This is a genomic window from Nonomuraea sp. NPDC003560 (assembly GCF_042878785.1).
Classification (GTDB): Bacteria; Actinomycetota; Actinomycetes; order Streptosporangiales; family Streptosporangiaceae; genus Nonomuraea.
On record NZ_JBIAOF010000003.1, the window covers coordinates 1,118,184 to 1,131,130 of the forward strand.

Below are 12,947 nucleotides of genomic sequence, written 5' to 3' on the forward strand. Positions count from 1 at the left end.
TTAGCGCTTGCTGTACTGCGGAGCCTTGCGGGCCTTCTTGAGGCCGTACTTCTTCCGCTCCGTGGCGCGGGCGTCACGGGTGAGGAAGCCGGCCTTCTTCAGCGGCGGGCGGTTGACGTCGACGTCCAGGATCGCCAGGGCGCGGGACAGGCCCATGCGCAGCGCGCCGGCCTGGCCGGTGACGCCGCCGCCGTCGATGCGCGCGATGACGTCGAACGCCTCTTCGGCGCCGAGGACCACGAAGGGCTCGTTGACGATCTGCTGGTGGACCTTGTTCGGGAAGTAGACGTCCAGCGAACGACCGTTGATCGTCCACTTGCCGGTGCCGGGGACGATGCGCACGCGGGCGATCGCCTCCTTGCGGCGACCGGTGCCGTACGAGTTACCCGTGGTGACGGGCTTGCGCACGGGCGCGTCAGCGCTGGCAGCGGACTCGGTGGTGTACTCGGACGGGAAGTCCTCGCCGGAGAATTCCTCCAGCTCGGTCTCGACGACCGTCTCGACACCGGTGGGCTCAGCCACGGTTCTCCTCTAACTCTTTCGAACTACTACTGGGCGATCTGGGTGATCTGGAACTGCACCGGCTGCTGGGCCTGGTGCGGGTGGTCGGAACCCGCGTAGACCTTCAGCTTCTTGGCCATCTTCCGGCCGAGGGAGTTCTTCGGCAGCATGCCCTTGACGGCCTTCTCGACGGCCTTCTCCGGCCGCTTGTCCATGAGCTCGCCATAGGTGACGGAACGCAGACCGCCCGGGTAGCCCGAGTGACGGTACGCCTTCTTCTGCTCACGCTTGTTACCGCTCAGCGCAATCTTGTCGGCGTTGATGACGATGACGAAGTCACCGGTGTCGACGTGGTTGGCGAAGATCGGCTTGTGCTTGCCGCGGAGCAGGTTCGCGACGTGGCTGGCCAGCCGGCCCAGCACGACATCGGTCGCGTCGATGACGTACCACTGACGCTGGACGTCGGCGGGCTTCGGTGAGTACGTGCGCACGGTCGTAGCCTTCTTTTGCTCGCGTCTTCGGCGCTGTCGGATGCGACAGCTACATGGGTCGGTCGGTGCGGGCACACGGCAGCCCGGACCTTCCGTCTCCCGAGCCCGATGGGCTTGACGATGGGAGATGACGCCGGACGCGCCGCGCATCGGTCACGCTGGACCTATGCACACAACGAACGATTAGGTTACCCGCCTATCGGCGCGCAGGTCAAAAGACCGGTAACCCTGCACGAGTCTACCTGACAGCAGAACGGTTCCATTTCGTTTCCCTGGGATCCCTTCTTTCCCAGTACCCGACATCTCTATCGTTAGCTGCGGTATGTGGCGGAACTCTCACACCCGGCAAACCCAGCGGGGCGCGCGGCGCCGGAACAGCCTGGGCGTGCTGGCCTGCCTGATGGCCGCGCTGTTCACCGGCGTGCTGCTCGGCCGGCTGTCCGACGACGTCGAGCCCACCGCCCACATCTACCTCAACGAGACCGCCCCGCCGGCCGCGGCCACCGCGCGTCCCGCGCCCACCGCCGGGCAGAAGGCCCGGCCCGAGCTGGACCGCATCCCGCGACAGGCCAGCACGGTCAGGACGCCGCGCGGCAGGTCCACCCCGAGGCCCACGAAGACCCCCGAAGGGCAGATCGCCGGCTTCGACGCCGCGGACGACCCCACCCAGGTGTTCACCGGCGGCGGCGACCAGGCCAAGGTGATCCCCGGCATGGCCGCCCGGGTCGTCACGCTCACCAACGCCGCCCGCGCCGAGCACGGCTGCGGGCCGCTGCGGGTGGACGGCAGGCTGGGACGCTCGGCGCGCGAGCACTCGCTGGAGATGGCGCGCACCGGGCAGCTCGCCCACAACTCCCCCGACGGCGCCTCCCCCTGGGACCGCATGGACCGCGCCGGCTACCACTGGGGCGCCGCCGAGAACATCGGCAACGGCTACAGCACGCCCGAGCAGGCCGTACGCGGCTGGCTGGACAGCCGCGACCATCGCAGGAACATCCTGGACTGCACCCTCAAGGCCATCGGCGTCGGCGTCGCCGCCGGACCGGACGGCCCATGGTGGACCCAGGACTTCGGAACTCAATGACGAACATCACGGTAATGTCTCCGCATGGTTTCCAACGGCAATGAGGAACGTGGCATGGACAGCGGTCCCCGCCGTTTGCGCAGGGAGCGCGCCGCCGAGAGCGAGACCACTCAGCAGTCTCCGTTCCCGCCGCCGCCGTCCTCGCAGGCTCCGTCCTCGCAGTCCCCTTTCCCCGGGCCTTCGCAGCCGCCGCAGTCCGCCCGCACCGGCCAGTTCCTGCCGCCCGAGCAGCCCGGCCAGCCGGGGCCGTTCGGTCAGTCGGGGTCGTTCGGCCAGTCCGGATCGTTCGGGCAGTCCGGATCGTTCGGCCAGTCGGGGTCGTTCGGTCAGCCGCCGTATTCGTCGCAGTCCGAGCAGTCGGGACAGCCGGGACAGCCGGGACAGCCGGGCCAGTCAGGGCAGGCGGCGGAGTCCGAGCAGCCGCCGCAGCCACAGCAGAGCCGGGTCGGCTGGAGCCCCTACGACGAGGGCCGGCGCTCGCGCGCCCCGCTGTACTTCGCGATCGGCGGCGTCCTGCTGCTGGGCCTGCTCGGCGGCGGCCTGGCGCTGATGTGGAACGCGGACGGCCCCAGCACCGCCGAGGCCGGCGCCCCCACCAGGACCTCCGCGCCGCTCCCCTCTGCCCCGCCCGGCAAGTACGGCTTCGCCGCCGAGCGCAAGACCGACCCCGACCCGATCACGGTCAAGGAGATCTTCGGCTCGACCAAGAAGATCAACGTCTCGGGCCGCTCGTACGAGATGACGGTCACCAGCAAGGACAAGAAGTGCACCGACGGCGCCCTGGGCGACAAGCTCCAGAAGGCGCTCAAGTCGGGCAAGTGCACCCAGCTCCTCCGGGCCAGCTTCCGCGACAAGTCCGGCAAGGTGATCGGCACGATCGGCGTGGCCAACCTCAAGACGAGCGGCACCGCCAGCAAGGTGGCCAAGGTCGGCGACGCGAGCAACTACGTCAAGCCGCTGGCCGGCAAGGACAGCGTCACCAAGATGCTCGGCTCGGGCAGCGGCGGCGCCAAGATCTCGACCCACGGCCACTACGCGATCATGGTGTGGTTCCAGAACAAGGACGGCAGCAAGCCGGACAAGAAGGAATCGAAGCGCATCCTCGAAGCCATCAAGGACCTCAGCGACGCGACCGTCTTCAAGGCTCTGGACAACCGTTCGATGACGGGGAGCGCGCTCAGCTGAACCGGCATCCCGCCCGATAACCCCCCAAAGAGGGCAGCGGATCCCGTGGGGAACCCCCATACCGACATAACGATCTCGCTACTCTCGCTAGGCTCGCCCTATGCGTGGCCAGGAACCCGGGTCTGAGCACGATCGCAGGGAAGCCGACCGTACGACCGCATCACCGATGCCACCGCCGAGTTTCGGCCGCATCGGCAGCGGCGTCCCGTCGGCGTTCTCTCCGTCAGGTGAGCCGACCGGCGACGAGACGCGGGTTCCAGGTGGCACTCCACCGGAGCCCGAGGAGGCGTCCGCCGGCGTACAGCCGTGGGAGGTGGCCGACGACGACTCGGCCCCCTACGACTGGTTCGCCGACGACGCTCCCGACACCACCGCTCCACCATCCCCGACCTCCCCCGCCTCCGCTCCACACCCCTCCATCAGCACCCCCTTCGGCACCCCAGTCGCCTCCTCCGGGCCCCATGCCCCAGGCGCGTCCTCCGGGCTTCGCTCGCCAAGCGCCGTCTCCGGGCCCTCAGCCCCAGGCGCCACCTCCGGGCCCAGTGCCCTTCCCGCGACCTCCGGCCACCGCGCGGGGGGCTCCTCCGAAGCTTCTGGCCCCTTCAACGTCCCTGGGCATCACGCCCCCTACGGAGCGCCCGTCCCCACCACCGGCGCCCCCTTCGCGCCTCCCGAGGCCGACGCCCCTCAGGGCCCGAGAATCGACGAAGACACCGTGGCCGCCATACGGGTCCCCCGCAGAGACACCGGTCCCTGGCCAACCGGCACACCGAACACCCCCACCGGCGCTCCCGCTGCCCCCACCGGCGCTTCCCCCGCCCCCACCGGCGCTTCCCCCGCCTCGGCCTCGGGCCCCGCGGTCTCCGGATCCGGCATCCCCGGCACACCCGCCCCCGGCCCCAACCCGGGAGCCCCCGCCTCCGCCCCCGGCACCTCGGGAACGCCTGCCTCCACGTCCCACATGCCCGGAACGCCCGTCTCGGCTTCCGATCCCGCAGGGATTGCCGATGCTCCCGAGTGGGCTGTTGACGCCCCCACGAGGCCCGCCTGGGCCCCCCAGATCTCCGACACAGCCGGCGAGCCGTCCCGATCGCCCGCCCAGCCGCCCTCATGGGCGCCCCAAGCTCCCGACCAGGCCGTGTCGCCGCCCAGAGCCGTCACCGGCCCCGGACGCCCCCTCGGCACCCCCACCGAAGCCGGCTGGGGCCCCAGGCCATCCAGCGAGACCGGGCCGAGCGCAGGCACCACCGACACACCCGCCTGGGCCGCCCAAGCTCCCGACCAAACCGCCTGGACCCCCAGAAACGCCACCGAAGCCACTTGGGGTCCACAGCCGGGAAACGACGCCAGCTGGAGCCAGCCCCCAGGAGGCAACCCTGCCGTGGGCCCACAGCCGGAGGCCGACGCCCCCTGGAGCCCGCAACCCGAAAACGACACCAGCTGGAGCCAGCACCCAGGGGGCAGCCCCGCCCAGGGCTCGCAGCCGGAGGCCGGCGCCCCCTGGAGTCCGCAACCCCAGAACGACGCCAGCCGGGGTCCGCAGCCCGTGGAGAACCCCACACAGGGTCCACAGCCCGCGGAGAACGCCACGCGGGGTCCGCAGCCGGAGGACGACGCCTCCTGGACCCCTGCTCCCGGCCAGTGGGCCGCCGTCCCGGAGGAAGACCCTCCCGCCTGGCGAGGCCAGTCGGCCGCGCCGGGTACGCCGGGTGCGCCGCCGTGGGAGCAGCCAGGGCCGGTCGTACCGGGTGCGCCGCCGTGGGAGCCGCCGCCGGCGTTCACGGCCGCCGCCGCGGGTCTTCAGGTGTGGCCCGCCCCGGTCGCCGACCCGCACGTCATGCCCCCGTGGCCCGCCGCCACGGGCGAACTCGTAGCCGAGCCGGACACCGACGACCCGGCCCTCGGCGACCCCACCGCCCGATTCCCGACCACCCAGGCCGGCCGCCCCACAGAGCCGCCGGTCACCCCGTCGACCGCCGCCACCGGCACCCCCGCCACCGGCGTGGCCGCCGACCCGAACGCCACCGCACCGGCGTTCCCCCACGACCCCGCCACGCCGCACGACCCCGCCACGCCGTACGACCAGGACGCCGCCCCGTACGCCCCCAGCCACCCGCCGTACCCCGCCGACGCCCTCGACACCCCGGACGCCGCACCACACGACGGCCCTGACGCCACACGGTTCGGTTCCGAGCCCGCACACTTCGGCCCCGCCGCCGGACGCTTCGCTCCCGAAGCCGATTCATACGAGCCCGATGCCGGGTCATACGCCCCCGGCGCCGGTTCGTACGAGCCCGATGCCGGTTCGTACGACCCCGATGCCACCCGTCCGGGCGGCATCCCCAAGGCGGCCCACTACTTCGACCCCGAGGCCGCCAAGCGCGACGCCGCCGCCACCGTCCAGCAGCACGCCACCTCCGCCCCTCCGCACGAGGAGCACGACCCGGCAGCCCTGGACACCCCGCCTCAGGGCATGCGCGCGTCCGATCCCCGCGAGGAGCCCACCGGCCCCATGCGGACGGCCCACTACGTCGAGCCCCACCCCACCAACCCGACGGGCCGCCCCCCGGAGCCGGGCGACGTCCCCGTATGGCCCCCCATGCCCCCCGCCGAGGAGAAGCGCCCGGAGGACAGGCACCCGGACGAAAGCCCCGACGAGGCGACGCAACGCACAACCGGCCACTCTCCCGACACGCCTGCACAGAACACCCACCCAGCAGAACAGAGCCAGGACGACAAGCACGCCGAACTGAAGCCTTCACCAGAGCCGCGTCAGGACCCGTCCCCGACCCAGGACAAACTCCCCGACCTGCCCTTCAACCAGGACCTGTGGACGAAGAGGCCCGGCACCGCCCTGGACCTCCCCACCCCGCCCCACGGCACGCCCACCTTCCCACCTGGCGCGTTCCGGCAGCCCCCGTTCCAGATCCCGCCGCCACCGCCCCCGGCCCGCGGCAAGAGCAAGCGAGCCCTGCTCGTGACCCTCGGCGCCCTGGCCCTGGCCGGCGTCGCGACCGGCGGTTTCTTCGCCTACCGCGCGCTGAACACCGCCCCGCCGGTCGCCACGACCGCGGGCGCCACCCCCGCCCCGCCCACGCTGCTGCCCACCTCGGAGCTGACCACCAGCCCGCCCGCCGACGTGCCGGGCGCGTCCATGCTCAATTCGGAGGAGACCGACCCGAAGAAGATGTCCCTGACGGAGGCGTTCCCGAAGAAGAAGGTCTCCGCCGCCGGCACGACGTTCACCAGGGTCAAGACCGACACCGAGACGAGCTGCGACAAGGCGGCGACCGGCGCGTTCGCCGACGCGCTGCGCGAGCGGCAGTGCAGCCGGATCATCCGGGCCACCTTCGTCGACAGCAAGCGCCGCTACGCCGTGACCACCGGCATCGCGGTGCTGCCGACCAAGGAGGACGCCGTCCAGACCGACCAGGCCAAGAACCTCTCGCGCAACGTCTGGTTCCGCGCGCTGCCGGGTGCGAAGGGAAGCGGGGGCGAGCGGGTGTCCATCGCCGGCGGCTACGCGGCCGGCCTGGTGTGGGGCAGGTACATCGTCTTCAGCTACGCCACCCACGCCGACGGCCACACCCCGGACGCCGGCGACAAGACGCTGGCCAAGGTCAGCGGGGCGTTCCGGGACCAGACCTCACTCGTCCTGGAGCGCCGCGTCACCAAGGGCTGAGGCCGCGTCACCAAGGGCTGAGAGCGTGCGGACCCGCCGGGTGGCGGCGGCCCGCGCGGCGAGTTCGTCCGCCGCCGGGTAGCCCACCTCCTCCAGGCACAGCCCGTGCGCCGGCGCGACGTGCACCCCGGAGTCGCGTACGGCCCGGGTCAGCACCTGGCCGGGCCACTCCACCGGCCGCCGCCCGTCGCCCGCGGCCAGCAGTGAGCCCACCAGCGCCCGGACCATCGAGTGGCAGAACGCGTCCGCCACGACGGCGGCCACCAGCACGCCGTCCGCCTCGCGCGTCCACTCCAGGCGCTGCAGCTCCCTGATCGTCGTGGCGCCCTCGCGCTTCTTGCAGAACGCCGCGAAGTCGTGCTCGCCCACCAGCCGCCGGGCCGCCTCGTTCATGGCGTCGAGGTCCAGCGGACGGCTGTGCCAGACCACCTCGTGCCGCCGCAGCGGATCGACCCCGCCCGCCGTGTCGCACACCCGGTACGCGTACCGCCGGAACATCGCGGAGAAACGGGCGTCAAAGCCCTCAGAAGCCACCGAGACCCGATGAACGCGTACATCCAGCGGCAGGATCCCACCCAGCCGCCGGACGAGCGCAGAGAGCCGCTCATCGAGCTCCAGGGGCCCGCGGTTGCCGTCGAGCTCGGCCAACGACGCGGCCGGCACATCCACGTGCGCCACCTGGCCGCGCGCGTGCACGCCCGCGTCCGTACGCCCGGCCACGGTCAGCGCGGCGGGCTCGCCCAGGCGCAGGATCCTGGTGAGCGCCAGCTCGATCTCACCCTGGACCGTACGGCGACCGGGCTGCCTCGCCCATCCGGAGAAGTCGGTCCCGTCGTATGCCAGATCCAGGCGGAGCCGTAGCACGATCGTCCCTTTCGCGTTCACGGAAAAGGGCCCGGACCCCCGTGAAGGGGATCCGGGCCCGATTCAACCAGCCTGAGAGATCAGGCCTCGTCCTTCTTCGCCTCGGCCTCGGCGGCCGGAGCCTCCTCGGCGGCAGCCGGGGTCTCCTCGGCGGCGGCCTCGGGCGCCTCGGTCTCGGCGGCCTCGGTCTCCTCGGCGGCCGGAGCCGGAGCGGCAGCGGCGGCCGGAGCCTCGGTACGGCGGGTGGTGACACCGTTCAGCGGCTCGGACACCAGCTCGATGACGGCCATCGGAGCGTTGTCGCCCTTACGCGCGCCGACCTTGGTGATCCGGGTGTAACCACCCGGACGCTCGGCGAACGTCACCGCGATCTCGGTGAACAGGTGGTGAACCACGCCCTTGTCCTTGACCACGGTCAGGACCTGGCGACGGTTGTGGATGTCGCCCTTCTTCGCCTTGGTGATCAGGCGCTCCGCCAGCGGACGAAGGCGCTTGGCCTTGGCGACCGTCGTGCGGATCTTGCCGTGGCGGAACAGGTCCGTGGCGAGGTTCGCCAGGATCAGCCGCTCGTGCGCCGGGCTGCCGCCAAGACGTGCACCCTTGGTGGGCTTGGGCATTGCTTTCTCCTCTTGGGTTAACCCGCCCCGGCCGTACCAGGTACCGGAGTCGGGCCGGCCGCAGTCACCACGACTGGGCCGTTACGTTCGTCACGCGCCGAGCGGCTGGGCCACTCGGCGCGTGCGGGGCACGTGCGGAGACGGGTCTCCGCACGAGGCTCAGTACTGCTCGGTCTCGACGTACGCGCTGTCGTCGTCGTCGTAGCCGCCGCCGGCCACCGCGCTCGGGTCGAACCCGGGCGGGGAGTCCTTGAGCGCCAGCGACATCTCGTGCAGCTTCTGCTTGACCTCTTCGATCGACTTGGCCCCGAAGTTCCTTATGTCGAGAAGGTCCTGCTCGCTGCGGGCGACGAGCTCACCCACGGTGTGGATGCCCTCGCGCTTGAGGCAGTTGTAGGAGCGAACGGTCAGGTTCAGCTCCTCGATCGGCAGCGCCAGGTCGGCGGCCAGGGCGGCGTCGGTCGGCGACGGGCCGATGTCGATGCCCTCGGCCTCGACGTTGAGCTCACGGGCCAGGCCGAAGAGCTCGACGAGGGTCTTGCCGGCCGAGGCCACCGCGTCGCGGGGCTTCATGGCGGGCTTGGTCTCGACGTCGAGGATGAGACGGTCGAAGTCGGTGCGCTGCTCGACTCGGGTCGCCTCGACCTTGTAGGTGACCTTGAGCACCGGGGAGTAGATCGAGTCGATCGGGATGCGCCCGATCTCCTGGCCCGGCTGCTTGTTCTGGGCGGCGGAGACGTAGCCGCGACCGCGCTCGACGGTCAGCTCCATCTCCAGCTTCGCCTTGCCGTTGAGCGTGGCGATGCGCAGCTCGGGGTTGTGCACCTCGACACCGGCCGGAGGCGCGATGTCGGCGGCGGTGACCTCACCCGGGCCCTGCTTGCGCAGGTACATCACGACCGGCTCGTCGTGCTCGGAGGAGACGACCAGCTCCTTGAGGTTCAGGATGATGTCGGTGACGTCTTCCTTGACCCCGGGAACGGTCGAGAACTCGTGCAGCACGCCCTCGATGCGGATGCTCGTCACGGCCGCGCCCGGGATGGACGACAGCAGCGTGCGACGCAGCGAGTTGCCGATGGTGTAGCCGAAGCCCGGCTCCAGCGGCTCGATGACGAACCGGGACCGGGTCTCGTCGATCGACTCTTCGAGAAGAGTCGGACGCTGAGCGATCAGCATGGTGGGTTCTCCCCTTGTCGTGTGGCGCCCGCTATATGACGCCACTCCGATAAACAGTCTAGTTCGGGTACGGAAATCCGCACCCGAACTAGGACGTCAGTGACTACTTGGAGTAGTACTCGACGATGAGCTGCTCTTGGACCTGGGTGTCGATCTGCTGGCGAACCGGCAGCTGGTGGACCAGGACGCGGAGCTTCTCCGGCACGACGCCGAGCCACGCGGGAACCGTGCGCTCGCCCGCGGTCGCCCGAGCGACCTCGTAGGGCAGCAGGTTGCGCTTGGTCTCGCGGACCTCGATGATGTCGTGCTCGCGAACGCGGTACGACGGGATGTCGACCTTCTTGCCGTTCACCAGGATGTGGCCGTGGCGCACCTGCTGGCGGGCGGCGTCACGCGACTGGGCGAAGCCGGCGCGGTAGACGACGTTGTCGAGACGGCTCTCCAGGATCTGGAGCAGCACCTCACCCGACTTGCCGCTCTTGCCCGCGGCCTCCTCGTAGTAGTTGCGGAACTGCTTCTCGAGGACGCCGTAGATGCGACGGGTCTTCTGCTTCTCGCGAAGCTGAAGCTGGTACTCGGACTCCTTGGGGCGTCCGCGGCCGTGCTCACCCGGCGGGTAAGGACGGATCTCGATGGGGCACTTGGCGGACTCGCACTTGCTGCCCTTGAGGAAGAGCTTGGTCTTCTCGCGACGGCAGAGCTTGCAGTCCGCGCCCGTGTAACGAGCCATTTCTCAATATCTCCTGGGGAAATTCAGACGCGGCGGCGCTTCGGCGGACGGCAGCCGTTGTGCGGGACCGGCGTGACGTCCTGGATCGAACCCACCTCAAGGCCGGTGGCCTGGAGGGAGCGGATCGCGGTCTCGCGGCCGGAGCCGGGACCCTTGACGAACACGTCGACCTTGCGCATGCCGTGCTCCATGGCGCGGCGGGCGGCGTTCTCGGCGGCCATCTGGGCGGCGAACGGGGTGGACTTACGGGAGCCCTTGAAACCCACGTGGCCGGCGCTGGCCCAGGAGATCACGTTCCCGTTCGGGTCGGTGATCGAGACGATCGTGTTGTTGAACGTGCTCTTGATGTGGGCGTGCCCGTGAGCGACGTTCTTCTTTTCCTTGCGGCGCACCTTCTTCGGGGCACCCTGACGGCTCTTAGGAGGCATTGTTTGCCATTACTCCTGAGATCTTCGGTCCGCGGCTGTGGACTACTTCTTACCGGGCTTCTTCTTACCGGCGACGGTCTTCTTCTTGCCCTTACGGGTACGCGCGTTGGTCTGCGTGCGCTGACCGTGGACCGGAAGGCCCTTGCGGTGCCGGATGCCCTGGTAGCAACCGATTTCGATCTTGCGACGGATGTCGGCCTGGACCTCGCGGCGCAGGTCACCCTCGATCTTGAAGTTCGCCTCGATGTAGTCACGCATCGGGACGAGCTCGGTGTCGGAGAGCTGGTGCACGCGGAGGTCGCCGCTGACACCGGTCGCCTGGAGGATCTCCTGGGCGCGGGTGCGGCCGATTCCGTAGATGTAGGTGAGAGCGATCTCCAGCCGCTTCTCGCGGGGGAGGTCGACGCCAACCAGGCGAGCCATGGTCGGGCATTCTCCTTCTTTTGGGCGGAGGTCTTGCGCCGCACTACCCCTCCCCATGCCCGGGGTGAGGGCCCCGGCCTCCGACCGGGGGTCTCCTGAGTGGTACGGATCGCTCCGCCGGCCCAGGTGTGAGACGCGATTACTGTCGCGGGCTCCTCATGCGTCGAGCCCGCTCCCTAAATCGGGGCGGACTCGGAGAAACCTTGCGTACGACTAACCCTGACGCTGCTTGTGGCGCAGGTTGTCGCAGATCACCATGACGCGACCGTGCCGGCGAATCACCTTGCACTTGTCGCAGATCTTCTTGACGCTCGGCTTTACCTTCATTGTCCTTCGTGTTCCTCAGACGTCTTACTTGTATCGGTAGACGATCCGCCCGCGACTCAGGTCGTAGGGGCTCAGTTCAACGACTACCCTGTCGTCCGGCAGAATTCGGATGTAGTGCATCCGCATCCGTCCGCTGATATGGGCCAGGACCTTATGGCCGTTGTCGAGCTGCACCCGGAACATGGCGTTCGGGAGCGACTCAACCACAGTGCCCTCGATCTCGATGGCGCCGTCTTTCTTGGCCAAAATCCCTCGCGTTTCACTGATCGGTCGTCTGAGGCTCCGGTTCACTAAGCAGCCGCGACCTCACGCTTCGAAGAGAGCGGCGATCGGCAAAGACCGCCGACGCGTGATAGTCATAGTGAGCCGACTAAGGAGTGTACGACACCTGAGCCCAAAACGCGAAACGCGTGCCAGGTGTCCTGACACAACCATGTAAGAGTCTACCCCACGGCCCGCACTCCTTCGTCCCCACACCGAAGGACCCGCCGGGCGGACCGGCGAGCCCTTCGCGGAGCGCCCCTAGAAGATGCGGTGCCGGTCACCGCAGTACGTGGACGAGCCGCCCCAGCACGTCCAGGTGTAGATCTTCTTGATCCCCCGGCCGGACCAGGTCTCGTCGTGGCCCCCGTCCCACTTCCGGGAGAACTGGTGCCAGCTGCCGTTCGCGTAGTACCGGAACCACACGTAGCCGAACTTCGGCGTGGCCTCCTTGCCGTACCAGTGGGTGTAGACCTTGCCGTGCGACCGGTACGTGCTGCCGTGCGTGTACGCCTTGTGGTTGGCCGCGTAGAACGTGCCCCACCCCCCGGACGAGGCCGCCTGGGCGGCGGGGGCGACGGCGAGACCGGTGACGGCGATCGAGCCGGCGAGGGCGGCGGCTGCGAGGACCTTGCGCATCTGATTCCTCCGTGAGTCGTGTTCCCGACACGGCACACGCTAGGAACCAGCGCCGCCCGGCACTGCGGAGGAATACACACAGTGCATTACGGCACACACGGCTCCGGGCTAACTGCGCTTCGGCCCGTTCCCGAAGATCGTGCTCATCAGCAGGATCACGCCCCAGGGCCCCATGACCCACAGCGGCCACGGATAGATCATGTGATCGGACGAGAGGCTCACGATCAGCCAGATCACCCAGTTGATGGCGCTGGCCGTGGCCCAGGCGCCCCAGGCCGCCCGCATGCCCGGATGCAGGTTGCCGCGCGTCGCGGGCGCCGCCTCGGGCTTCGCCGGCCGGTGGCGCAGGTCGACGTCGGGCAGGTCGGCGGTCAGCTTGGCCAGGTCACCGTAGGTCTTGCTCTTGTAGAGCTCTTCGAGCCGCTCGTTGAACTCCTCCATCGTGATGCGGCCCTGCGCGGTGTGCTCCCGGAGGATGGCGGCCACCCGATCGCGGTCGACGTCCGAGGCACGCATCTCGGGGCTGTTCGCCATTCCAC

15 protein-coding genes are annotated in these 12,947 nt (G+C 69.7%); 3 read left to right on the forward strand and 12 right to left on the reverse strand.

Going from position 1 to position 12,947, the window contains the following annotated elements; all coding sequences use genetic code 11:
- Positions 1-522, reverse strand: coding sequence for a 30S ribosomal protein S9 (rpsI, locus tag ACFYUV_RS16075; protein ID WP_125644639.1), 522 nt, complete (start codon positions 520-522; stop codon positions 1-3).
- Between the two features lie 26 nt (positions 523-548).
- Positions 549-992, reverse strand: coding sequence for a 50S ribosomal protein L13 (gene rplM / locus ACFYUV_RS16080; protein ID WP_352328322.1), 444 nt, complete (start codon positions 990-992; stop codon positions 549-551).
- Between the two features lie 322 nt (positions 993-1,314).
- On the opposite strand from rplM, the gene ACFYUV_RS16085 reads away from it, so the two are divergent.
- From ACFYUV_RS16085 to ACFYUV_RS16095, 3 genes are all read left to right on the forward strand, one after another.
- Entirely contained in the window at positions 1,315-2,076 is a 762-nt protein-coding gene (locus ACFYUV_RS16085; protein ID WP_364338135.1) for a CAP domain-containing protein, read from the forward strand.
- A gap of 54 nt (positions 2,077-2,130) precedes the next feature.
- Entirely contained in the window at positions 2,131-3,261 is a 1,131-nt protein-coding gene (locus ACFYUV_RS16090) for a hypothetical protein (RefSeq protein ID WP_387669249.1), read from the forward strand.
- 1,546 nt (positions 3,262-4,807) lie between these two features.
- Complete coding sequence (locus tag ACFYUV_RS16095) at positions 4,808-6,943, forward strand: hypothetical protein (RefSeq protein ID WP_387669251.1); 2,136 nt, start codon at positions 4,808-4,810, stop codon at positions 6,941-6,943.
- Here the strand turns inward: ACFYUV_RS16095 and truA are convergent.
- The 10 genes from truA to ACFYUV_RS16145 all read right to left on the reverse strand — a co-directional run bounded on the left by truA (position 6,908) and on the right by ACFYUV_RS16145 (position 12,942).
- The gene (gene truA, locus ACFYUV_RS16100; RefSeq protein ID WP_387669252.1) at positions 6,908-7,807 is read right to left on the reverse strand and encodes a tRNA pseudouridine(38-40) synthase TruA; all 900 of its coding nucleotides are present in this window, start codon (positions 7,805-7,807) and stop codon (positions 6,908-6,910) included. The genes ACFYUV_RS16095 and truA overlap by 36 nt on opposite strands.
- 80 nt (positions 7,808-7,887) lie before the next feature.
- Entirely contained in the window at positions 7,888-8,424 is a 537-nt protein-coding gene (gene rplQ, locus ACFYUV_RS16105) for a 50S ribosomal protein L17 (protein WP_387669254.1), read from the reverse strand.
- 159 nt (positions 8,425-8,583) lie between these two features.
- On the reverse strand, positions 8,584-9,600 hold the full coding sequence (locus ACFYUV_RS16110; RefSeq protein WP_043623495.1) for a DNA-directed RNA polymerase subunit alpha: 1,017 nt from the start codon (positions 9,598-9,600) through the stop codon (positions 8,584-8,586).
- A 103-nt stretch (positions 9,601-9,703) separates the two neighbouring features.
- Positions 9,704-10,330, reverse strand: a complete 627-nt coding sequence (gene rpsD / locus ACFYUV_RS16115; RefSeq protein WP_352327498.1) for a 30S ribosomal protein S4 — start codon at positions 10,328-10,330, stop codon at positions 9,704-9,706.
- A 23-nt stretch (positions 10,331-10,353) separates the two neighbouring features.
- On the reverse strand, positions 10,354-10,758 hold the full coding sequence (gene rpsK / locus ACFYUV_RS16120; RefSeq protein WP_020542285.1) for a 30S ribosomal protein S11: 405 nt from the start codon (positions 10,756-10,758) through the stop codon (positions 10,354-10,356).
- Between the two features lie 42 nt (positions 10,759-10,800).
- The gene (gene rpsM / locus ACFYUV_RS16125; protein WP_125644650.1) at positions 10,801-11,181 is read right to left on the reverse strand and encodes a 30S ribosomal protein S13; all 381 of its coding nucleotides are present in this window, start codon (positions 11,179-11,181) and stop codon (positions 10,801-10,803) included.
- A gap of 213 nt (positions 11,182-11,394) precedes the next feature.
- A complete protein-coding gene (rpmJ, locus tag ACFYUV_RS16130; RefSeq protein WP_003956441.1) occupies positions 11,395-11,508 on the reverse strand; it encodes a 50S ribosomal protein L36 in 114 nt (37 codons plus the stop codon).
- Between the two features lie 24 nt (positions 11,509-11,532).
- Entirely contained in the window at positions 11,533-11,754 is a 222-nt protein-coding gene (gene infA, locus ACFYUV_RS16135) for a translation initiation factor IF-1 (protein WP_012887858.1), read from the reverse strand.
- A 276-nt stretch (positions 11,755-12,030) separates the two neighbouring features.
- Entirely contained in the window at positions 12,031-12,408 is a 378-nt protein-coding gene (locus tag ACFYUV_RS16140) for a hypothetical protein (RefSeq protein WP_387669255.1), read from the reverse strand.
- Between the two features lie 108 nt (positions 12,409-12,516).
- Positions 12,517-12,942 (reverse strand): DUF1707 domain-containing protein, encoded by a 426-nt coding sequence (locus ACFYUV_RS16145; protein ID WP_387669257.1) that lies wholly within the window; start codon positions 12,940-12,942, stop codon positions 12,517-12,519.
- Positions 12,943-12,947: the final 5 nt, after the last annotated feature.